General features: G+C 45.6%; 2 protein-coding genes and 1 pseudogene. All 3 read left to right on the top strand.

Annotation, left to right across the window (positions count from 1 at the left end):
- The first annotated feature begins 74 nt into the window (after positions 1–74).
- Complete coding sequence (locus AOQ70_RS00380) at positions 75–10787, top strand: non-ribosomal peptide synthetase (RefSeq protein ID WP_059374450.1); 10713 nt, start codon at positions 75–77, stop codon at positions 10785–10787.
- 21 nt (positions 10788–10808) lie between these two features.
- A pseudogene (locus AOQ70_RS00385) lies at positions 10809–21508 on the top strand (amino acid adenylation domain-containing protein).
- A gap of 46 nt (positions 21509–21554) precedes the next feature.
- Positions 21555–25388, top strand: a complete 3834-nt coding sequence (locus AOQ70_RS00390) for a non-ribosomal peptide synthetase (protein WP_059374412.1) — start codon at positions 21555–21557, stop codon at positions 25386–25388.
- The last annotated feature ends 42 nt before the right edge of the window (positions 25389–25430 follow it).

Genomic DNA, 25430 nt, shown 5'->3' on the forward strand with positions numbered 1-25430 from the left:
AGACTTGGTTCTTTTGATATAGAGGGTGCAGGGTGAAATTGGTGGAGAAAACATAGAAGAGGCGGAGGATGAAAATGAATACAGTTTATTACCCCTTAACACATGCGCAAAAGCGAGTATTCTACACGGAAAGATTTTATCCAGGTACAAGTATTTCTAATTTGGGTGGATTCGCCAGGTTGAGATCAGCATCTGGTCTCAATCCTTCTTTGGTCGTCGATGTGCTTCAAGCGTACATTCGACAAACTGACTCTCTTCGGCTGAGACTCGTGTATCGAGATGAAGAGGAGGAGCCTGTTCAATATATCAAACCTTATGAAAAACAGCCGATTCGAATGGAAAAGGGCTGGAGTGAAGAGGAAGTAAGGGCTTGGGCGAACGAGCAAATTCGTGAGCCGATGCCATTGATTGACAGCCCCTTGATTGAATTTACGGTATTTCAAATCAGTGATCAAGAGTGCTGGCTGTTCTGTAAAGCACATCATATTGTCGCGGATGGGATTTCTATCATTTTAATGGGAAATCGCATTATTGATTTATATCATGACATGCTGCAAGGAGTAGACATCTCGCCAGTTGAGGAGATTTCCTTCGTTGATCACATTATGAGTGAGCAGACCTATGAATCTTCTAAACGTTTTCAAAAAGATCAAGCTTTTTGGAATGAGCAATTTGCTCATATTCCAGACTTCGCATCTTTAAAACCGCATAAGGGATATGAGATGAGTTTACATGCGGAGCGATTTTCAGGGGATGTTCCAGATTCTTTAAAGGAGAAGCTTCGTGTCTTTTGTGAAGAACAGAAAGTCAGTATGCTTTCGATGTTTATGTCCACTGTCTATATTTACTTACATCGTTTTAGCGGTATGGAGGATGTCGTTCTTGGAACCTTTATGGGTAACCGGACGAATGCCAAAGAGAAAAAGATGATTGGGATGTTTGTATCGACGATTCCAATGCGTGCATCTGTTCAAGGGTCGCAATCGTTTGTTGATTTCGTAAAGCAGGTCATGGCGGATCAAATGAAGATCTTGCGACACCAAAAATACCCTTACAATCTGCTCATGAATGATTTGCGGGAAAGAGAAGGGTTTACAGGACGCCTTTTTGATATTTCTTTAGAATATCAGGTCATGCAGTGGCAGAAAAAAGAGAACCTGTCGTTCATTACTGAACCGATTTTTAGCGGGAGCGGAATGAATGATATTTCAATACATGTGAAAGACCGCTGGGATACTGATACATTGACCATTGATTTGGATTACCGTACAGATGTATTCACAGAAGAAGAAATGAGTAAGATGTTTGATCGATTCTTGATTTTACTAGAAGCGGCGGTCACTCAGCCTGATCAGCTGATCGGGACACTGCCTTTACTTTCAGCAGGTGAACAAGAGGAACTGCTGCAATTATCTGAGGGAGAACCGTTTGAAAGACCAGCAGCAAAACCGGTTCATCACATGTTTGATGAGACAGCCAACAAATATGCAGATCGAACAGCCGTTGTAGCAGAAAATGGAACAATTACTTATGGAGAGCTGCAACAACAGGCAGAAAAGCTTGCACGTTTTCTACAAATGAAAGGTATCTCACGTGATGTGCCTGTTGCTGTTTTGATGGAGCGGAAGGTAGATGCCATGGTAGCAGTCTTCGGCATACTAAAGGCTGGCGGGGCATATGTACCAATAGATCCAGCATTACCTGAGGAGCGCATTCAATTTATTGTGGAGGATTCAGGTGCTTCTATCGTGTTAACAGAGGAATCGTTCATTCAAGAGTACCCAGCCCTCTCGGAAAAATTGATCGTGCAGCAGCAACTATTATTAGATGATGGACGGCTGCCTGAGCTTCTCGATCAGACGGCGCCCGAAGATTTAGCCTACATGATTTATACATCGGGTACGACTGGAAAGCCGAAGGGCGTCATGATTGAGCATCTTCAGCTTCATCATTTGGTCCATGCTTTGCATCATGAGATGTATCAAGGGGCGAATGAGCTTCAAATGGCGCTTCTAGCCCCATTCCATTTCGATGCATCGGTGAAACAAATATTTGCTGCCCTTTTATTTGGACATACGCTTCATATCATCCCGCGAGAAACGACGAGAAATGGCATGCAGCTAGCGGCTTATTACAGAAAACATCAAATTGAAGCGGCAGATGGAACTCCGGCGCATGTGCAGCTTTTACTTGCAGCGGATTTGGACGGTCTGTCATTGACGCACATGTTGATTGGGGGAGAAGCGCTGCCTGCGAAAGCAGCACGTTCACTTATCGAAGCGGTTCGTATGAGTCAGCCTGATTTTACTCTATGGAATGTGTATGGTCCAACTGAGACGTGTGTGGATGCGGCAGTTCATCGCCTGAATCTCAGTGAGCTGAGCGAATCAACTGAACAGCGCTATGTGTCGATTGGAAAACCGCTTGGTCATCATCGTATTTATATTTTAAATGAACATGATCAATTACAGGTGCCAGGGGCTGCAGGAGAACTTTGCATTGCCGGTATAGGTGTTGGGCGAGGCTATGTGAATCAGCCTGAATTGACGAAGAAGGTATTCACGGCAGATCCGTTTTCTCCGAATGAGCGGATGTATCGAACAGGGGATCTAGTCAGATGGCTTCCAGATGGCACGATTGATTATCTTGGCAGAATGGACGATCAAGTGAAAATAAGGGGTTACCGCATAGAAACAGGTGAGATTGAAGCGGTGATGGAGCAGGTAGATGGAATTGATAAGGCTGTCGTGCTAGTAGTTGATGAAGCGGATGGGGAAAAGGCGTTAAGTGCTTACTATCAAGCTCGTCATGATGGTGTGTCTGTTGACATGCTGCAAGCGGCTATCAAACATCAGCTCCCAGCTTACATGATGCCGCTTTATTTCAAAGAACTCGATGCTTTTCCACTCACAGTCAGCGGCAAAGTCGACCGTCGTGCACTTGCTGCCTTAAAAGGTGATAGAGCGGTTCATGCTGTTTATACGGCACCTAGAAACGATATAGAAACGAAGCTTGTTCATTTGTGGGAAGACATTCTTGATCAAGAGCAAATCGGTGTATATGATTCTTTCTTCGATCGAGGCGGGCATTCGCTCAAAGCGATGACTGTACTTACAAAGGTTCAGCGAGATTTTCAAGTGGATGTGCCGCTCTCTGTTTTATTTGAACAGCAGACGATTGCTGCTCTTGCTACTTATATTGAGCAAGCAGAAAAGTCTACAGCAACGGAGATACCAAAAGCGCCGGCTGTAGATCATTATCCATTATCGCCTCCACAGCAGCGCGTCTATATGGTGAGTCAATTGGAGCAAAGCACTGCCTATCATATGCCTGCTGTTGTGAGGTTAAAAGGAGCTCTGCAGCTTGAGAAGCTGACTGAAGCCTTTGACAGACTGATCTCACGTCATGATATGCTGCGTACTTCTTTTCATACGATAAAAGGTGTCCCTCGTCAGCGGATCGCTTCATCCGTTTTCTTTGAAATAGAACAGCTGACAGGCGGTACGATGGAAGAAAACATGCAGCACTTTGTCAGACCTTTTGATCTTGAGTGTGCGCCACTTCTTCGAATAGGATTGCAGTCATTGCATGATCAGGAGCATTTGCTCTTTTTCGATATGCATCATCTGATTTCAGATGGTCTTTCGATCGATTTAATACTGCGTGAGCTGTCAGATGCTTACGAGGGATCGGTGAAAGAACCATTGAAGCTTCAATATCAAGATTATGCTGTTTGGCAACAGCACCAAGACTTTCAAAAAGAAGAGGCATTCTGGCTGCAAGAATTTTCGGGGGATATCCCTGCTTTACAGCTGCTGACCGATTATCAGCGTCCAGCTGTCCAGTCTTTCGCAGGTGATCGTGTCATCAAAGAAATCGATGAGGCGTTAAAGAATCAATTACAGGAGATTGCAGCAAACCATCACACGACACTGTATACGGTGCTGCTTTCTGCTTACTATACATTGATTGCGAAATATACGGGTCAAAAGGAATTTGTGGTCGGAACACCGGCAGCAGGGCGTGTGCATACAGATTTGAATGACATGATCGGTATGTTTGTCCAGACACTTGCTTTGCGGTCAGAGGTAGATCCGAATGGAACCATGTCTCAGTTGATTGAGCAAGTAAAGGAAAAGACGATGCAGGCATTTGAGCATCAGCAATATCCGTTTGAGCGGCTGCTTGAAAAACTGAATGTGCCAAGAGATTTTAGCCGTCATCCATTATTTGATACCGTCTTTACACTTGCGCCAGGTCATTCAACAGCCCAGCGTATTGGGGATATGCAGGTCGAGGTTGAAGAAACCAATTTCCATATTGCGAAATTTGATTTAACACTGCAAGCGATGGAGTCAGGTCAAGGTTTATCCTTTGTACTCGATTACAGTACGGCACTATTTAAACGAAGTACAGCAGAGCAGATGCTCAAACATTATGTTTATCTGCTGGAACAGATGGTTCAATCGCCGAAGGAAGCTATTCAATCCTATCGATTATTGTCTGAACAAGAAGCAGAAGCTCAGCTAAATAGGTGGAATCCGTTACCTGCGCCTTATCCAGCAGAAGAAACCATTGTGACGCAGTTTGAAGAACAGGTGCAGCAGCATGGTCATCAGCCTGCATTGCAATGTGAAGATGTGGTTCTTTCTTATCAAGAGCTGAATGACCGAGTGAATCAGCTGGCTCATTATTTGCGTGAAAATGGTTTTGAAAAAGGAATGAAAGCAGCCTTATTCTTTGAACGATCCAATGAAATGGTGCTCTCTGTTCTGGCTGTGCTTAAGGCGGGCGGAGTCTATGTACCAATTGATCCCGATTTCCCTGATGAGCGCGTGAAGCACTTTTTAACAGACAGCGGTGCACAATTCTTACTGACACATCAAGTGCTGCGCCATCGCTCGGTGCTCACTGCATTTGAGGGAATCATCATAGAAACAGAAAATCAAGCGATTGTTCAGCAGTCAGACAGCCCAATAGATGCTCATATTTTACCTGAGGACTTGGCGAATTTGACCTATACATCTGGTACAACCGGTAAACCTAAAGGAAATATGGTGACACACCGGAACATTTTGAGAACGGTGAAGCAATCGAATTATCTCACCATTCACCATGAAGATACGGTGATGAGCATCTCAAACTATGTATTTGATGCTTTTATGTTTGATGTGTTTGGTGCTTTATTGAACGGAGCAAAACTCATTGTTCTGCCAAAGGACCATATTTTAAACATGAATGAGCTTTCTGGAGCGATTGAGAAGGAAAAAGTCAGTATTTTAATGATCACGACAGCTCTTTTTCACTTACTCATCGATATGAAAAAAGACAGCCTGAAGAACGTAAGAAAAGTGCTGTTTGGCGGGGAACGTGCTTCCGTGCCTCATGTGGTGACTGCACTTGAGACAGTGGGGAAAGACAAGCTTGTTCATATGTACGGCCCTTCTGAGAGCACAATTTTCACCACATATTATCCTGTGAACCACATTGAGAAGCACGCGTTATCCATCCCAATCGGAAAGCCAGTGAGTCAAACGGCTGTTTATATTGTAGATGAATTTGGACATGTACAGCCGCCGGGCGTTGCAGGAGAGCTTTGTGTCGCTGGTGATGGACTGGTGAAAGGATATTATAAGCAGCCAGAACTAACGAGCGAAAAGTTTGTCAAAAATCCTTTCCGCCCTGGAGAGACCATGTATAAAACGGGCGATCTTGCACGCTGGCTGTCAAATGGAGATATCGAATTCATTGGACGGATCGATCATCAAGTGAAGATTCGCGGACAGCGTATCGAGCTTGGGGAAATTGAACATCAGCTGCTGCGGCATCCTCAGGTGAAGGAAGCTGTCGTGATTGCTGCCCCGAATGACACGTTATGTGCGTATTTCACAGCAGAAGGATCTGTCTCATTAACTGATTTGCGCGAGCAAGCAGGACGTGAACTGCCCGTGTATATGATGCCGGCATTTTTCATGCAATTAGAGGAGCTTCCTTTAACGAATAACGGTAAGGTCGATAGGCGGGCGCTGCCGGCACCTGATCTTAGTGAGCAGGGGGCAAATGAATACACCTCTCCTCAATCAGAAACAGAGCGTCTGCTGGCGAACATTTGGGAGGAAGTTCTTGAAGTACCGCGAATCGGCAAACACGATCATTTCTTTGAATGCGGGGGCCATTCGCTGCGCGGCATGAAAATGCTGAACAGGTTGTATGAAGAGATGCAGGTGGAGCTCACTTTGAAATCTTTATTTGAATCCCCAACATTAGAAGCGTTCGCGCTTGCGGTAGATCAAGCGGACCAAACGGAGATCAAGCGAGTGGAAGTTGCCAAAGAGGCGGCGTATTATCCAGTGACATCTGCTCAGAAAAGACTGTTTGTTTTGGAGAAAATGACTGATGCGGAGCAAAGCTACCATATGCCGGCTGCCTTAAAGCTAGAAGGCGTCTTTGATGAAAAACGATTTGAAAAGGCAATTGATCAGCTAGTCCAACGTCATGAAGCTTTCCGAACGAGCTTTGATTTTGTTCAGAATGAACCTGTTCAACGGATTGAAACAAATGTCTCAATAAACATTGAAAAAATTGAACAGAACGGCCGAGACATACAGCAATTGATGAATGACTTTATCAGGCCATTTGATGTAGAAAAAGCGCCTTTACTCAGAATAGGTCTAGTTTCCGTCTCCGTAAATGTCCATTATTTACTGATTGATATGCATCATATCATTTCAGATGGGGCGTCTGTTGGCATTTTAATTGAGGAGCTTTCAGCCCTGTATCGAGGAGACAAACTAGAGGAATTGCCTGTTCAATACAAGGATTATGCAGTTTGGTCAAAAAGTGAGGCATCTGCTGCGCAAAAAGCAGATGAAGAGGCATTCTGGCTGGATCAATTGCAAGGAGAGCTGCCTGTACTGGCACTGCCGGAAGACCTGCCAAGGCCAAAAGTGCAAACATTCGTTGGAGATCGTGTCTCATTTACAATAAAAGGTTCGCTTAAATCAAAATTGGACGAACTCGTTAGAACGCTCAACAGTACGACCTATACAGTCCTGCTTGCTGGCTACAGTATTCTTTTAAGCAAGCTTTCAAGACAAGAGGATATCATCATTGGTTCTCCGGTTGTGGGCAGAACCCATCCTGATATTCAATCTGTGATCGGCATGTTTGTGAACACGCTGGCACTTAGAACAAGACCAGCAGGACATCAGACTGCTGCTGAATTTGCGTCAAATGTCCATCAGCTTGTGTTAGAGGCAAACGAGCATCAGCTGTACCCATTTGAAGAATTGGTAGATCAGGTGCAAACGGTTCGAGACACAAGCCGTCATCCAATTTTTGATGTGGTCTTCTCAATGGAAAATGCGGATATTCGTGATTTATCGATGGATGGGCTTCACGTTGTTCCACAGCCATTCGAGGAGAATATCGCCAAATTTGATTTGACCTTAACTGGAAACGAATCCGCAGATCAAATTGAGCTCGTGTTTGATTTTAATTGTTCTATCTTTCAAAAGACGTCAATTGAAAAGTGGAAAGAATATTTCCTTCATTTGCTGGAACAAATGGTGTCAGCGCCAGATCAATCTTTAGATCAAATGAAATTATTGTCACCGCAGCAGCAGCAAAAACTGCTGAACGAATGGTCAGGACCTGTCCTAGACGTCCCGTCAGATCAAACCGTTCATGCCCTGATTGAGGCGAAGGCACAAGAAGCACCGCATCAAAAAGCAGCGACCTTCTGCGGAACGAGCTGGACGTATAAAGAGCTGAATAGCCGGGCGAATGTAGTCGCTTCAAGGCTCATCGCAAACGGCACAAAACCAGGAGACCGCGTCGGCATTCTCACCCGTCCATCTCTTGATATGACAGCTGCTGTCCTCGGCGTTCTCAAGGCTGGTGCGGCATTCGTTCCAATTGATGCGGATTATCCAGCGCAGCGTATTGCGTACATGCTGGAAGACTGCGGGGCAGAGGTACTTCTGATGCAGAAAGGACTCACTGCACCATCTTCATTCACAGGTCATGTCCTGTTCATAGAAGATGCGGTAGAGGGAGAAGCTCACGAGATTCAGATTCATGTGAAGACAACAGACCTTGCCTACATGATTTACACGTCTGGGACGACGGGACAGCCGAAGGGTGTCATGGTCGAGCACCAGTCTCTTGTGAATCTTGCATTCTGGCACAATGATGCATTCCAAGTGACGAACAAGGATCGAACTGCGAAATATGCCGGCTTTGGCTTTGACGCCTCCATTTGGGAGATGTTCCCGACGTGGATCGCCGGCGCAGTGCTGCACATTATTGACGAAGCAATTCGCCTCGATATGATCAAGCTTAATGCGTATTTCAATGAAGAAGGGATCACCATTGCCTTCCTGCCAACGCAGTTATGCGAGCAGTTTATGTCAATGGACAACCATTCTCTACGCTATTTACTAACAGGTGGAGACAAGCTGAAACAGGTGAAGCCAGTACCATATGAACTCGTCAATAACTACGGTCCAACAGAAAATACAGTCGTAGCGACAAGTGCAGTCATCGACCCAGAACAAGGCACGCTTCCGATTGGAACAGCGATTGCCAATACTCGTTTTTACATCATGGGTTCGTTATATGACCTATCGCCGGCAGGCGTACTGGGCGAGCTCGTAATTGCAGGAAAAGGACTGGCAAGAGGCTACTGGAATCTTCCAGAGGAAACAGATAAACGATTTGTCCCAGATCCATTTTATCCAGGCGAGCGCATGTACCGCACAGGCGATTTAGTGAAATGGACAGAGGATGGAGAGCTGATCTATCTCGGCAGAATAGACCATCAGGTCAACATCCGCGGCTTCCGTATTGAGCTGTCAGAAATTGAAGCCCAGCTTCTGACGCTGGATTCGGTGAAAGAAGCCGTCGTGACAACGGTCAAAGATGCGAGTGATCAGGACGCCCTTGCCGCTTACGTGATCACGGAGAACGATACTGATGCAGAAGACTTAAAAGAAAGCCTAAAACGAACGTTGCCAGAATACATGGTGCCATCATGGATCATCAAGCTAGACCAATTTCCAATGACGGCAAATGGAAAAGTTGATCTGAAAGCATTGCCAGCTCCTGATATCGAAGCGAACCAAACGATATACGAAGCACCAAGAGATGAAGTTGAAACACTGCTTTGCGGCATTTGGGAAGATGTCCTTGGCGTCAGCCAAGTCGGTATTCACGATCACTTCTTTTTCCTTGGCGGAGATTCGATTAAAGGTATCCAAATGGCAAGCCGACTCACGCAAGCAGGCTGGAAGCTCGATATGAAACTTCTATTCCAGTACCCAACGATTGCAGAGCTGCGCCCATATATCGAGGAAGCCGATCTTCTCACAGCCGACCAATCACCTGTCGAAGGAGAAGTCATTTTAACACCGATTCAACGCTGGTTCTTTGAACGAAACTTTACGAATCAGCATCATTGGAACCAATCGGTTATGCTCCAAGCACCAAATGGTTTGGATGAGGAAGTCGTTCAGCAAGTACTGGAACAGCTCATGATTCATCATGATGCCTTGCGACTGGTGTATCCGCTCGAAGAAGGGCGCGTCATCCAGCGTCATCGAGGAATCGAGGAAAACAATGTGGCAATTGACGTGGTGGAAGTAAAAGGAGAGCTGTCGCAGCAAATCAGGCAGGTAGAAAAGCTGGCAAATGAAGTGCAGGCGAGTATATCGCTAGCAGACGGGCCTTTAGTGAGATCTGCTATTTTCCGAACGGATCAAGGGGATCATTTATTGCTTGCTATACACCATCTTGTCATTGATGGGGTATCATGGCGCATTTTCCTTGAAGATTTCATGGCTCTTTATGAACAGTCGAAGCGCGGGGAAACTCTTACCCTCCCTGAAAAAACACACTCCTTCCAAGAATATGCCCAGAAGCTGACTGAATACGCTGTGTCAGATGAGCTGCTATCGGAAAGAGCGTATTGGAAAAAGGTACTTGCGCATTCCGTTCCTCCGCTTCAAAAGGATCATGTCACGGAGGATCAACGAATGCTTCATACAGAGACCATTCGTTTTACATTGTCTGAAGAGGAAACGCACAGGCTGCTGACGGATGTACATGAAGCCTACCAAACAGAAATCAATGATATTTTGCTGACGGCATTAGGATTGTCCATGAAAGAGTGGACAGGTGAAGACAGGCACTTTATTCATCTTGAAGGGCACGGGAGAGAGGACATCCTCCCTGCGGTTAACGTGTCACGGACCATCGGCTGGTTTACTAGCATGTATCCTGTGTTACTGGATATATCGCATGCAGACGATCTTTCTTATCAAATCAAGCATTTAAAAGAGGAACTCAGACACATTCCGAACAAGGGGATCGGCTATGGCGTTTTAAAATACTTAACGCCTGACAAGATGAAGGACGATATTGATTTTCAAGTCACACCAGATATCAGCTTTAACTATCTTGGCCAGTTTGATGAACAGATCGGTGGCGGTGAAATGAGACGCTCTGCATGGCATGCAGGACAATCGCTGAGCCCTGAATCCGAGAAACCTCATGCGCTAGATATTGTTGGTTTCGTAGAACAAGCAATGCTCCATGTGACGATTTCCTATCATCACCTTGAATTCGAAGAGCGGACGATGGAACAGTTCAAGGAACTCCTAGAAAAGAATGTGAAGACATTGATCTCACATTGTCTATCACAGGATGAGAGTCAGATCACACCTAGTGATGTGGGGGATGAGGATCTTACCATGGATGAACTTGAAAAGCTAATGGATCTATTTTAAGCAAAAAGAAGAGGTGGACTTATGAGCAAGCAGAAAATTCAAAAGGTATATCCTTTAACACCAATGCAAGAGGGCATGCTGTATCATGCCATGCTAGACCCTGATTCCTCCTCTTATTTCACACAGCTTGAGCTTGGAATAAGCGGAGATTTTGATCTCGATCTTTTTGAAAAGAGCCTCAATGAACTCGTACGGACATATGACATTCTGCGTACAGCCTTTGTCTATCAGCAATTACAAAAGCCTCGTCAGGTTGTACTGGCTGAACGTCATTTAGATGTGTATAGAGAAGATCTATCGCATCTGAATGATCAAGAGCAGAAAAAGGTATTGGATCAATATAAAAAGCAAGTGAGAAAGCAAGGATTTCACTTAACGAATGATCTGTTGTTGAAAGTCGCTGTTTTTCAATTAAATGAAACAAACTGGCACTTGATTTGGAGCAACCATCACATCATCATGGATGGTTGGTCCATGGGTGTTTTGATGAAAAAACTGTTTCATTACTATGAATCTTATCGGAACGGCCGAACCCCGGATCGCTCACAAGGTAAGCCTTATGCGGACTATATCCAGTGGCTTGGAAAGCAAAATAAACAAGAAGCGGAAGACTATTGGAAGGAGCGGCTGGATGGTGCCGTTCAGCACCAAGGGCTGCTGCAGCAAAAAGAAGCGAACGGACAATATGACCATCAGGAATGGACGTTTACATGGGATGCACAAACGGTACAAGCCATTCAAGATGCGGCAAGACAATGCCAAGTGACAGCACCGAACCTTTTTCAGGCTGTCTGGTCCGTTCTTTTAAGCACCTATCATGCAGCAGATGATGTCACATTCGGAACAGTCGTATCGGGCAGACCTCCAAGTGTGTCTGGAATTGAGCAAATGGCAGGGCTGTTTATCAATACGATACCTGTTCGGGTGACATTGGATCAGGAACAGACCTTCAAACAGCTGTTTCAAAAGGTTCAGCAGCATGCACTGGAAGCGGAAAACTATGATTTTATGCCGCTTTATGACATTCAGCAGAAAACAGCTGCTGGAGGAAAGCTCTTTGATCATTTGGTTGGGTTTGAAAACTATCCTTTAGATCAGGAGCTGTCTGGTGACACCATGTCTGCACGTCTCGGTTTTGCCATTGATGTAAAGGACGGATTTGAACAAACGAATTTCGATCTGAATCTTCTTGTCTATCCGGGTGAAACGTGGACATTGAAAATCAAATACAATGCGGTGGCGTTTGAAGAAAAAGTCATTGAAAATATATCGAAACATCTGACCAATCTCATAAAGCAAATCATTCAAAATCCTGACATGTATCTTCATGAAGTGACATGTATCACAGAAGAAGAAAAGCAGCAGATTGCAGCGTGGAATCAGACGGAGCGAGATTATCCGAAGCACCTGTCCATTCCCGAGCTGCTCAATGAACGTATCAAAGCGCAGCCAAACCACCTGGCATTAGTCGAAGGCGAGCGAACATTCACATACGAAGAGCTTGGACAAGAAATTCGTCGTTTAGCCAGCAGCCTTGTAGAAAACGGCGTTCAGCCGGGGGATGCTGTCGCGGTGTATATGAACCGATCAGCAGATGCGGTGATCGCCATTTTAGCCATTTTACACGCAGGGGCTGCCTATGTGCCGATTGATCCAGCTCAGCCTGAGGAGAGAATCCGTTGGATGCTTGAAGACAGCGGCGCAGCCATTTTGCTCTATGCTGACAGCCAGCCGCCGTTTAATGAAAGCATCAAAGCAATTCATGTGACCGGCTTGACTCATCACTCACAAGCGGAGTTATCAGTCGAGACGACTCCATCTCAATTGGCATATATCATGTTCACATCGGGATCAACTGGACGACCAAAAGGAGTGCAAATTGAGCATCAGCATATTGTGAGGTTAGCATGCTCTCAGGAGAAAATAGTCTTGAACAAGTCGGATCGTATGGCGCATACAGGAGCTGTCAGCTTCGATGCGATTACCCTTGAAATCTTCACTACACTTCTGAATGGGGCGACGCTTTATCCTGTTGACCGTGATACTTTATTGGATATAAACCGATTCGAACAATTTATCCAAACATATCAGATCACGGCGCTCTTTTTAACGACTGGTTTATTTAATCAGCTCGCTCATCAGCGGCCGCAAATGTTCAAAGGGTTAAAAACATTATTCACCGGCGGTGATGTGATCAATGAGAAAAGTGCGGAGCTTGTGAAAAAGCATCATCCATCACTTACCTTGCTGAATGTCTATGGCCCAACAGAAAATACAACCATCTCGACCATTTACGAAGTAAGAGGAGATGAAACGGGTCCGATCCCAATTGGTCAGCCGATCAATCATACGTCAGCTTATATTTTAGATGACTATCAAAGACTTCAGCCAATTGGAGCGCCAGGAGAGCTGTATGTAGGCGGGGACGGTGTTTCAAGAGGGTACATCAAACGTCCAGATTTGACTGATCAAGTATTCATGGCAGATCCTTTTAAGCCATCAGGACGGATGTATCGAACAGGTGACTTGGCTAGATATGGTGCGGATGGTCAGATCGAATTCCTTGGCCGTGCAGATGATCAGGTGAAAATTCGAGGCTTCCGTATTGAGCTTGGTGAAATTGAAACGGTGCTTCGCCAAGAAACGGGTATCGATGATGCGGTTGTACTTGTTCAGCAGCTTTCTTCAGAAGAAAAGGAAATCATCGCCTACTTCACAGGGAGACTCACAGAAGAAGAGGTGCGAGATGTATTCAATCAAAAGCTGCCAGCTTATATGGTGCCGCACTATGTGATGAAGCTGGATACCTTTGCACTGACAACGAACGGGAAGGTAGATCGAAAAGCTTTACCAAAGCCGAACGAAGTGCATCGCGAAGAGATCAAAATCATGCCGCCTGAGACCGAGACAGAAAAGGTACTAGCTGACATTTGGGAGGAGCTTCTTGGAAAAACGATTGGGATAGACGAGCATTTCTTCATGGCTGGCGGGCACTCGCTCAAGGCGATGATGATGTCTGCGAAGGTTCAAGAAGCGCTTCAAAAGGAAGTGCCGATTCAAATGATTTTTGAGAAGCCGACGATTCGCTCATTAGCGGCTTACATCGATCAGGATGGTCAAGAAGATGCCGGACATCCTATTTTACCAGCAGAGCAGGCAGATGAATATCCGGTATCACCAGCTCAGCGCCGTTTATACATTTTGCAGACACTTGAACCTGACAGCACGAATTATCATATTCCGATCGTCTTAACGCTTGAAGGAACACTCGAATATGAGCGGCTCAAATCAGCATTTAATCAGTTAATCCAAACGCATGAAATCTTAAGAACGAGTTTTCATATGAATGGAGAAGACATTGTCCAAAGGGTGCATGAATGGTCTGCATTTGACCTTCCTGTTCATGACATCAAGGAAGAAGAGGCTGAGGCATTTCTTGCTGAACGTCAATCGCCATTTGATTTAACAGCGGCACCTCTTTTACGAGCTCAGCTGCTAAAGGTCAGTGAGAATCGTCATCTTCTCGTTTTGGAAGCACATCATCTCATTACAGATGGCAGCTCCATGAAGACGTTCATTCAAGATTTGGCGAAGGCCTATGATGGAGAAGCTCTTGCTGAAAGAGCCATTCATTATAAAGATTACGCTGTCTGGCAGCTAAGTGAAGAAGAAACGGAGAAACTGAAGGAGCATGAAGCATATTGGCTGAAGCAATTTGAAGGAGATTTACCGGTTTTAGAGCTACCAACTGATTATCCGCGTCCAGCAGAACGTGATTTTTCGGGAGAACGATTCATGTTTGGCTGTGATCAAGCAACGACTCAGCGCATTCATGAACTGCTTCAGAAAACCGATACGACCATGTATATGTTCTTGTTATCTGCCTTTCAAGTGCTGCTTGCCTCCTATAGCGGTCAGGAAGATATCATTGTGGGTTCGCCTGTTGCTGGACGGACACACCCTGATATCCAGGACATGCCGGGGATGTTTATCAACACCATTGCAATGCGCGGAAAACCAGAACAAACCAAAACATTTTTGCAGCTGCTTGAAGAAATAAAAGAAACAAGTGTTGACGCTTTTGCACATCAAAGCTATCCACTCGAAGAGTTAATTGCACATCTTCCATTAGACCGTGATACAACTCGCAGCCCGCTTTTTAGCGTGTCATTTAACATGCAGAACATGGAGGTTCCAGCGCTAAAGCTCGGCGATCTGCACATTTCGCCTTATGCCATTCAGCATCACTCGGTCAAATTTGATTTATCTTTAGAAGCATTTGAACGCGAGGGAGCATTAAAACTGAGCTTTGACTATGCAGCGGCATTATTTAAAGAAGAGACCGTCCGCCGGTTCGGAACTCACCTCCTAGCGATTATTCGTGAGGCGGTTCGCCATCCAGAGGAACAGATCGGCTTGCTCCGTATACTGGATCAGCACGAACAAATAGAGCGTCTGGAGAAAAAAGCCGAAGGGCCAACGAATCGTCATGAGCCATTCCATGTCCAATTTTCACGTCAGGCTAAGGAAACACCGGATGCTATCGCCGTCATGGATGATCAAAGAAAACTCACCTACCGCGAGCTGGAAGACATGTCACATGCACTTAGCTGTGAACTTAAGAAACGAGGCGTAGAGAAAGAAAAAACTGTGGCACTGATTCTTGACCGCTCTGTCTATGTGATCGTCTCCATGCTTGGTGTGATGAAAGCAGGAGGAGCGTTTGTCCCGATTGATCCAGCTTTTCCGGCTGAACGAATCCGCTACACATTAGAGGATTCAGGTGCACAAGTCATCGTAACAAATAGGTCTCTTGCAGATTCCTATCAAAATCGCAAGTCGATTCAAGTGGTGCAGGTTGAACAAGCAGTGCAACAAAGCTATTCACTAGAACTGCCAGAAGTATCGGTCGATCAGCTCGCTTATGTGATTTACACATCTGGGACAACAGGGAAGCCGAAGGGAGTACAGCTCACGCATCGTAATCTATCACACTATGTCAACTGGCTGACAAATGAGGTGACATTGCAAGAATGTGATCGGACAGCACTGCTTTCTTCTTATGCATATGATCTTGGTTACACAAGCATTTTCCCTGTTTTAAAAGCAGGGGGGACACTCTATGTTCCTCGTGAAGAGGTGTATACAGACCCTGTACGTCTGATGCGTTTGATTGATGAACAAGAGCTGACTTATATCAAAATGACACCATCTTTATTTCATATGATGGCAGATTCTAAGGAACATTCATTTAACGCTTTACGCCTAGTGGTACTTGGAGGAGAACCGATCATTCCTGAGGATGTTGAAACATTTATGAAGCAGCATCCATGCGTGGCAGTAATGAACCATTACGGTCCGACTGAGACAACCATTGGTACAGTGACCAAGCTGATCACACCGCAAGAGCTGGACGCTCTGAAGGAACGATCTTTGATCGGGCAGCCAATTGCACACACTAGAGCACTCGTATGCAATCAGCAGCAGCGTCTTGTCCCTTACGGCGCGCGGGAGAGCTTTATATATCTGGGGAAGGCGTGTCGAGAGGATATTTGAATCAGCCTGAGTTAACAGCGGAACGTTTTCTTGAAAATCCATATGACCCTCAAGAGCGAATGTATCGAACAGGGGATTTGGTCAGACAGCATGCAAATGGAGATATTGAGTTTCTTGGAAGAGTCGATGATCAAGTGAAAATCCGCGGCTATCGCATTGAGAAACAGGAAATTGAGCATGCCGCACGTGCTCTGGCATCTATTCAAGAAGTCTATGTGAAAGTTCTGCACCTGTCCGGTTTGCCGGAGCTTGCACTCTATTACACAGCGCCTGAACACATTGGAACATTGACGTTTAGAGAAAATCTTGCGGAGACACTGCCGGATTATATGATTCCAACGTACTTTGTGAAAGTCGATCACATTCCACTTACCCAAAATGGAAAGGTGGATGCGAAGTCTTTGCCGCTTCCGCATGAAGTGCATATGAACCGTACGGCGCATGTGGCACCAGAAACGGAACTTGAGCGGACGCTGTGTGACATTTGGTCAGAAGTTCTTGGGGTGGAACAAATGGGTGTTCTTGACCACTTCTTTGAATTAGGAGGTCATTCCCTCAAGGGGATGGTGCTCATTTCGAAGGTGCAAGCAAAGCTGAACAAGCATGTGCCGCTCAAAGTTCTTTTTGAAAAACCAACCATACGAGCGATGGCTGCCTACTTGGACGAAATGGATTCTTCGGTGGTTACATCCATTCAGCCGGCGGAAAAGCAAGATTTCTATCCCGTCTCTTCTGCTCAAAAGCGGATGTATGTACTGCAGCAGCTGCATCCAGAAGCAGTCACTTATCATATGCCAGCCGTTTTAATGATGGAAGGCAGACTTGATGTGAAGCAGCTAGAAGCAGCGCTTCAAGCCTTGATCGACAGACATGAATCATTGCGGACCGCCTTTGTAGAAATTGACGGCGTACCCGTTCAAAAAGTCTATCGCCAAGTGCCGTTTACATTAGAGGTTGATGAAATCGAGGGCGATCAGGGGCAGTCTGTCATCGAGTCATTCATTACACCATTCTCATTACATCAAGCACCATTAATGAGGGCAAAAGTGGCGAAGCTTTCTGATGAGAAATATGTATTCATGATGGATATGCACCATATCATTGCAGATGGTGTCACACGCAGCCTGCTCATTCAAGAACTGGCAGAGCTGTATGAGAAAAAGACGTTACCGCCAGTTCAGCTGCATTACAAGGATTTTGCGGTATGGCAGCAGGAAGAAAATCAGCAGGCGATGCTTGAGAAACAGCGGCAGTATTGGCTGGAGCAATATGCACAGCCGCCAGCAGACTTAGCGCTGCCCCTTGATTTTCCGCGTCCTCAATTTCAGTCATTTGAAGGAGGGCGAGTCGATAGATGGTTGTCTGCTGAAAAGGTGCAATCTATCAAAACGCTCATGGCGGAAAAAGGTGTGAGCTTGAACATGGTGATGCAAACAGCATTTGCCATTTTCCTTTCGAAATTAACTGGGCAGACAGATATCGTCATAGGCGCTGTAACCGCAGGACGTACGCATGCTTCAATCGAACGGGTTCCAGGCATGTTTGTCAATACGCTTGCTCTTCGAAACGAAGTGCAGCCAGAAGAAACGACAGCACAGCTGCTTGAAAAAATGAAAGATCGCAGCCTATCAGCCTATGAACATCAAGAATTCCCGTTTGAGGAATTGGTGGCTCAGTTAGATCTTCCGAAAGACACGAGCCGCAATCCATTGTTTAGTGTCATGCTGACTACAGATGACCGTGACCTGACGTTACCGGATTTGAATGGAATCAAGCTGTCACAAAAGCAGCAAGATACCGTTCATGCAAAATTTGATATAACGCTTGGTGTATTTGAAGAAAATGATCAAGTGGGCTTGCGCTTTGAGTATGCAGCGGCTCTGTTTAAAAAGAGCACCATTCAGCGCTGGAGCAGATATATTGAAAAAATCATAGCCGATATGGTGACTAAGCTGAATCAGCCGATTTCAGCGCTATCTCTCATAACTGAAGAGGAAAAACGAGAGCTGATCAATGAATGGTCAGGACCAGACCTTGTTGTTCCGTCAAATCAAACCGTTCATGCCCTGATTGAGGCGAAGGCACAAGACGCACCGCACCAAAAAGCGGCAACCTTCTGCGAAACGAACTGGACGTATAAAGAGCTGAATAGCCGGGCGAATGTAGTCGCTTCAAGGCTCATCGCCAGCGGCACAAAACCAGGAGACCGCGTCGGCATTCTCACCCGCCCATCTCTTGACATGACAGCTGCTGTCCTTGGCGTTCTCAAGTCAGGTGCGGCATTCGTTCCAATTGATGCAGATTATCCAGCGCAGCGTATCGCGTACATGCTGGAGGACTGCGGGGCAGAGGTACTTCTGATGCAAAAAGGACTTACTGCACCACCTTCATTCACAGGTCATGTTCTGTTCATAGAAGATGCGGTAGAGGGAGAAGCTCACGAGATTCAGAGTCGGATCAAACCAACGGATCTTGCCTACATGATTTACACGTCTGGGACGACGGGACAGCCGAAGGGTGTCATGGTCGAACACCAGTCTCTTGTGAATCTTGCATTTTGGCACAATGATGCGTTCCAAGTGACGAACAAGGATCGAACTGCGAAATATGCCGGCTTTGGCTTTGATGCCTCCATTTGGGAGATGTTCCCGACGTGGATCGCCGGCGCAGAGCTGCACATTATCGATGAGGCAATTCGTCTCGATATGATCAAGCTCAATGCGTATTTCAATAAAGAAGACATCACCATTGCCTTCCTGCCAACGCAGCTATGTGAGCAGTTTATGTCAATGGACAACCATTCTCTGCGTTATTTACTAACAGGTGGAGACAAGCTGAAACAGGTGAAGCCAGTTCCATATCAACTCGTCAATAACTACGGTCCAACAGAAAATACGGTTGTAGCGACAAGTGGAGTCATCGACCCAGAACAAAGCACGCTTCCGATTGGAACAGCGATTGCCAATACTCGTTTTTACATTATGGGTTCGTTATATGACCTATCGCCGGCAGGCGTACCGGGCGAGCTCGTAATTGCAGGAAAAGGACTGGCAAGAGGCTACTGGAATCTTCCAGAGGAAACAGATAAACGATTTGTCCCAGATCCATTTTATCCAGGCGAGCGCATGTACCGCACAGGCGATTTAGTGAAATGGACAGAGGGTGGCGAGCTGATCTATCTCGGCAGAATAGACCATCAGGTCAACATCCGCGGCTTCCGTATTGAGCTGTCAGAAATTGAAGCCCAGCTTCTGACGCTGGATTCGGTGAAAGAAGCCGTCGTGACAACAGTCAAAGATGCGAGTGATCAGGACGCCCTTGCCGCTTACGTGATCACGGAGAGCGATACTGATGCAGAAGACTTAAAAGAAAGCCTAAAACGAACGTTGCCAGAATACATGGTGCCATCATGGATCATCAAGCTAGACCAATTTCCAATGACGGCAAATGGAAAAGTTGATCTGAAAGCATTGCCAGCTCCTGATATCGAAGCGAACCAAACGGTATACGAAGCACCAAGAGATGAAGTTGAAACACTGCTTTGCGGCATTTGGGAAGATGTCCTTGGCGTCAGCCAAGTCGGTATTCACGATCACTTCTTCTTCCTTGGAGGAGATTCGATTAAAGGTATCCAAATGGCAAGCAGACTCACGCAAGCAGGCTGGAAGCTCGATATGAAACTTCTATTCCAGTACCCGACGATTGCAGAGCTGCGCCCATATATCGAGGAAGCCGATCTTCTCACAGCCGACCAATCACCTGTCGAAGGAGAAGTCATTTTAACACCGATTCAGCGCTGGTTCTTTGAACGAGCATTCAGCGATCAGCACCATTGGAATCTCTCGATGATGCTTCATGCGCCAAATGGATTTGACCTTTCCATTACAGAACAAGTCATGCAAAAACTACTTTCACATCATGATGCACTGCGTATGGTATACAGGCAGGAGCATGGTGGCATCCTGCAATACAACCAGCGAGAGCTACCGGAACCGATAGCGATTATTTCTCATGATGTCTCAAAAGAGCACGATGTGAAAAAGGCAATTTCCACATTTGCCAATGAGTATCAGCGTCAGCTGAACCTCGAAACAGGTCCATTGATGAAAGTGATTTGTTTCCATGCAGAAGATGGCGATCATTTACTCATCGTGACACACCATTTAGTTATTGATGGTGTCTCATGCCGAATTTTACTAGAGGACTTTATGTCTCTATATCAGCAGGCATCTCAGGGACAAGCCCTTGTCCTGCCGCTGAAAACTCATTCCTTTAAAGAATGGGCAGAGGCCATTGAACGTTATGCACAGTCACAGCCATTAAAAAGTCAGCGGGAGTATTGGGCAGAAATTGAAAGCAAACCATTAACCGCATTACCTGTTGATCATGAAGTGACGAAAAGAAGAGTTGCCGAAACCAAATCGGTTCAAATGCAGCTGACAGAAACAGAAACTGAGCATCTTTTGACCGATATTCATCTGCCGTACACAACGGAAATGAACGATATTCTTTTATGTGCTCTTGGTCTTGCTGTTCAAGAGTGGACAGGTGAGTCCCATGTACATGTGCAGCTTGAAGGTCATGGAAGAGAGGATATTTTATCAGGGCTGGATGTCTCTCGCACAATTGGCTGGTTTACGAGTATGTATCCAGTTGTTCTTGAAGCGAAGCCGGATCAGACCATAGCTGATGCTATTAAAGGAACGAAAGAAATGCTGCGCCGTGTGCCAAATAAAGGGATTGGCTATGGGATTTTAAAATACATGACAGCCACTGAACCGTCAGGGCACCATGTACATCCTGAAATCAGCTTGAACTATCTTGGACAGATTGATCAGGAAGTGACGACAGAACTCTTTGGGCCGTCCATCCATGATATGGGACGACAAGCAAGCCCAGATTCGGAAGCTGTTTATAAGCTGAACCTTAGTGGTCTTGTTCAACACAATCGATTCATTTTGTCTTGCTCCTATTGTGCAAGTGAATATGAAGAACAGACGATACAGCAGTTCATGGCATTGTTGAAGGAAAAAATCCAATCCATCATCACCCATTGCTTAGCGCAGCACGAACGGGAATTTACGCCAAGTGACTTCTCTGCGGCTGACCTTGAAATGGATGAAATGGACGACATTTTTGACATGCTTGAGGAGAAATTGACTTAACAACACACGAGATCAGTCATAAAAATAGGAAGGGAGGATGAAATAGATGAGTCAATTTAAAAGGGATCAAGTTCAAGACATGTATTATCTGTCACCGATGCAAGAAGGAATGCTGTTTCATACCCTCCATCATCAAGAAAAGGGCTTCTATGTAGAGCAAATGGATATGAACGTTAAGGGCACACTGCATCATGACTTACTTGAGAAAAGCATGAATATCATCGTGGAGCGGTACGATATTTTTCGTACCGTGTTTCTCCACGAAAAAGTAAAGCGCCCTGTCCAAGTTGTGCTAAAGGAGCGTCCTTTTACACTTGATGTTGTGGACTTGCAAGATCTTTCTGAAGACGAACAGCTTGAACGTATCGAGAAATTCAAACAACAGGATCAGCTGAGAGGATTTGACCTCTCGAAGGATTCTCTCATGCGGGCATCTGTTTTCCAAACGGGTTTTGCCAGCTATCGCTGGATATGGAGCTATCATCATATCCTTCTGGATGGCTGGTGCTTTGGACTTGTGGTGCAGGAGTTGTTTGCGATTTACCATGCACTTTTACATGACGTTCCTTATAAGCTAGAACCGGTCAAACCATATAAAGAATATATAAAGTGGCTGGAAAAACAAGATAAACAAGCATCACTTCAATATTGGCAGCAATCATTAGCAGGGTTTGATGGACAATCAACCTTTAAAGAACAGCGAAAACAAACGAATGAACATGAATTAGGCGAAATTGAATGGTCCATGAGCAAAGAAGAAACGGCTGCTTTGTCAGAGTTAGCGCTGCAGCAAAATGCGACGTTAAGCAGTGCGCTTCAATCCGTTTGGTCGGTTCTGCTGAGCAGGTATCAGCGGTCAAATGATGTGCTGTTTGGAACAGTTGTGTCAGGACGCCCGGCAGACTTGGCTGGCGTTGACAGGATGGTTGGATTGTTCATCAATGTCATACCAAGAAGAATTCAGCTGACAGATTACATGACATTTCGTGCACTCCTGTCAGAAACACAGCAGCAGTCTCTGGCAGCCGAGCCGCACCAATATATTCCCATTTATGATATTCAGGCAAAGACAGGTCAGCAGCAGCTCATTGATCATATTGTCGTGTTTGAAAATGTCCCAGCCGCAAAGAAGGACGAGCAAGAGGCACGGTTAGGGTTCACGGTGGAGAACATGAATGTCTATGAAAAATCAAACTATGATCTCAATCTGCTCGCATCGCCTGGAGAAGAATTGCTATTGAAGCTGGCCTTTAACAAAAGAGCGTTTGATCCTCAATTTGTTCACAAGTTAAAGGAACAGCTCAGTCTATTGATAAATGAGGCGGTCAAGCATCCCGATCAATCGGTTCATACACTCCCGCTCGTCACGAAGCAGGAAAAACAGCAGATTCTTGAGGAATGGAATGCACCTGAGCTTGAGCATGACCAATTATATTTATCGAAATGGTTTGAGCATAATGTGGGCAAACAGCCAAATGCAGTGGCACTATCAGCAGAAGAGCAAACGATGACATATGCCGAGCTGAATGAACAGGCCAATCGATTGGCAAGGCATTTGCAAAAAAATGGGACTGAACATCGAACGGTCATCGCCATTTTAGCCGATCGAACACCTGAACTCATTGTCAGTCTGCTTGCTGTTTTAAAAGCAGGCGCAGCCTATGTGCCAATTGATCCTGATTATCCAGAAAGCCGCATTCAATACATGCTTAAAGACAGCGGAGCGACGCATCTCCTGACTCACTCATCCTTTATTGGTCAGGCGAAGGGACTCGGGTTTACTGGTACGTATCTGTTTGCAGATGATCAGGAAATTTCACTTATGAGCTCAGAGAATCTGCCGCTAGAAGCAGGTTTACACGATACGGCATATATCATGTATACATCAGGTACAACGGGTCAGCCAAAAGGCATCATGACAACCCATTCCAATATTGCCCGGGTGGTCAAAAATACGAACTACTTAACCATTTCAGAAACAGACACACTGCTGTCGCTATCCAACAGCGTATTTGATGGCTTTACCTTTGATGTATATGGTGCGCTTTTAAATGGGGCAAAGCTTGTCCTGCCGAAAAAAGACACCATTTTAGATATGCATGAGCTGACGGAGCTCATTAAAAGAGAAAGCATTTCTGTCATGTTTGTTCCAACTGCTTTATTTAATCTTCTCGTTGATGAAGAAACCGATTGGATGCACAGTGTGCGCAAGGTGTTATTCGGAGGGGAGCGTGCATCTGTACAGCATGTGAGAAAAGCCTTTGATGTCATGGGAAAAGGCAGACTAATCAATGTCTACGGCCCAACCGAATCAACCGTTTTTGCCACCTATTATCCTGTAGATGAAGCTCCGCCGATAGAAGCGCATTCTATTCCAATCGGAAAGCCGATTAACCAAACGGGTGCTTATATATTGAGCCAGCAAGGACAGCTTCAGCCGATTGGAATGGTCGGAGAACTTTGTCTCAGCGGCAAAGGGCTTGCGAAGGGGTATTTGAATCGTCCTGATCTGACAAAAGAAGCCTTTATCACACATCCATTTGCTACGGGAGAAAGGCTGTATCGTACGGGAGATTTGGCTTATTTTCGAGCAGACGGTCTGATTGAGTATGCAGGCAGAGTGGACGATCAGGTGAAAATTCGCGGCCACCGAATTGAGCTGACAGAAATTGAAGCCCACCTTCTCATGCATCCAGGCGTAAAGCAAGCTGCCCTTATAACGGATCAGCATGGCTCGCAGCATACAAGACTGCTCGCCTATATGACATGTGAGGAGAAGTGGAAGGACAAAGTTGATGTGATCAAGTCAGGGCTGAAGGAGAAACTTCCGACTTACATGCAGCCTCATGAGCTGATCAGACTTGAGAAAATGCCGCTGACACCAAATGGAAAAGTTGATAAACGTCAGCTGCCAAAGCCAGAAGCGCCTCAAGGAAACCGCCATGTGAAGCTTCCGGCAAATGAGGTAGAACAAAAGCTGCTTGTCATGTGGCGTGAAGTGCTTGAACGAGATGATATCAGTACAGATGACCATTTCTTTGAGCTTGGAGGACATTCTTTAAAAGCGATGTCGCTTTTATCAAAGGTGTCGAAGGAATTCGATGTTCAGGTGCCTATTCACTTGTTGTTTGAGACGCCTACAATTGAAGCCATCAGCCGTTATATTCAACAGCAGGATCATGAAGCTGCCGGCTATCTTGTATTCAATGAATCTCAAACGCCAACAGTCTTTGCTCTTCCGCCATTACCGGGCTATGGCTTTATCTATCAGGAAGCCGCCAAAACGCTCGATAGCGTTCGTTTGATCGCCTTTGATTTTATTGAAGCTGATCACCGCATGACGCAATACGTTCAGCATATTCAGCACCTTCAGCCTGAAGGGCCGCTGACTTTGATGGGTTACTCTGGCGGGTGCTATCTGGCCTTTGATCTCGTTCAAACGCTTGAACAAGCAGGGCGGACGGTGGAAAAGGTCATCATGATCGATTCCTATAAGAAAATTGGAGAAAGTGATTTAGAAGGACGATCCATCGAGGACGATATCGCAGCGATTGTTCATCAATCAAAGCAAAGTGAACTTGCCCAAGAAGAGCTCGTTCAAGAAGCGCTTGCTCAAAAAACGCGGGCCTATTATGAAACATTTGTTAAGGGGGTGAATCAAGGAAAGATACAAGCAGATATTGATTTCATCCAATCAAAAGAGCAAATTGAGATTCCAGACTGGATGGATCATTGGGAAAACGCGACGACCGGTGCTTATCGCTATTATCAAGGCTACGGTCAACACGCTGACATGTTCAAAAACAAAGAGTGTGCAGCCCAAAATGCCCAGCTGATCCAAAAGATCGTGAATCAAAAAAATAGAGAAGCCGTTTTGTAAACTTTAGTTCAGGCAGGGGTGCATGTTGGCAGCCCTGCCTGT

The sequence above is a fragment of the Bacillus sp. AM 13(2015) genome (assembly GCF_001518755.1).
Taxonomy (GTDB): Bacteria; Bacillota; Bacilli; order Bacillales; family Bacillaceae; genus Bacillus; species Bacillus safensis.

Bases quoted from the DNA above. Each gene is read 5' to 3' on its own strand.
- AOQ70_RS00380 (WP_059374450.1), top strand. From the start codon at position 75: ATGAATACAGTTTATTACCCCTTAACACATGCGCAAAAGCGAGTATTC.
- AOQ70_RS00390 (WP_059374412.1), top strand. From the start codon at position 21,555: ATGAGTCAATTTAAAAGGGATCAAGTTCAAGACATGTATTATCTGTCA.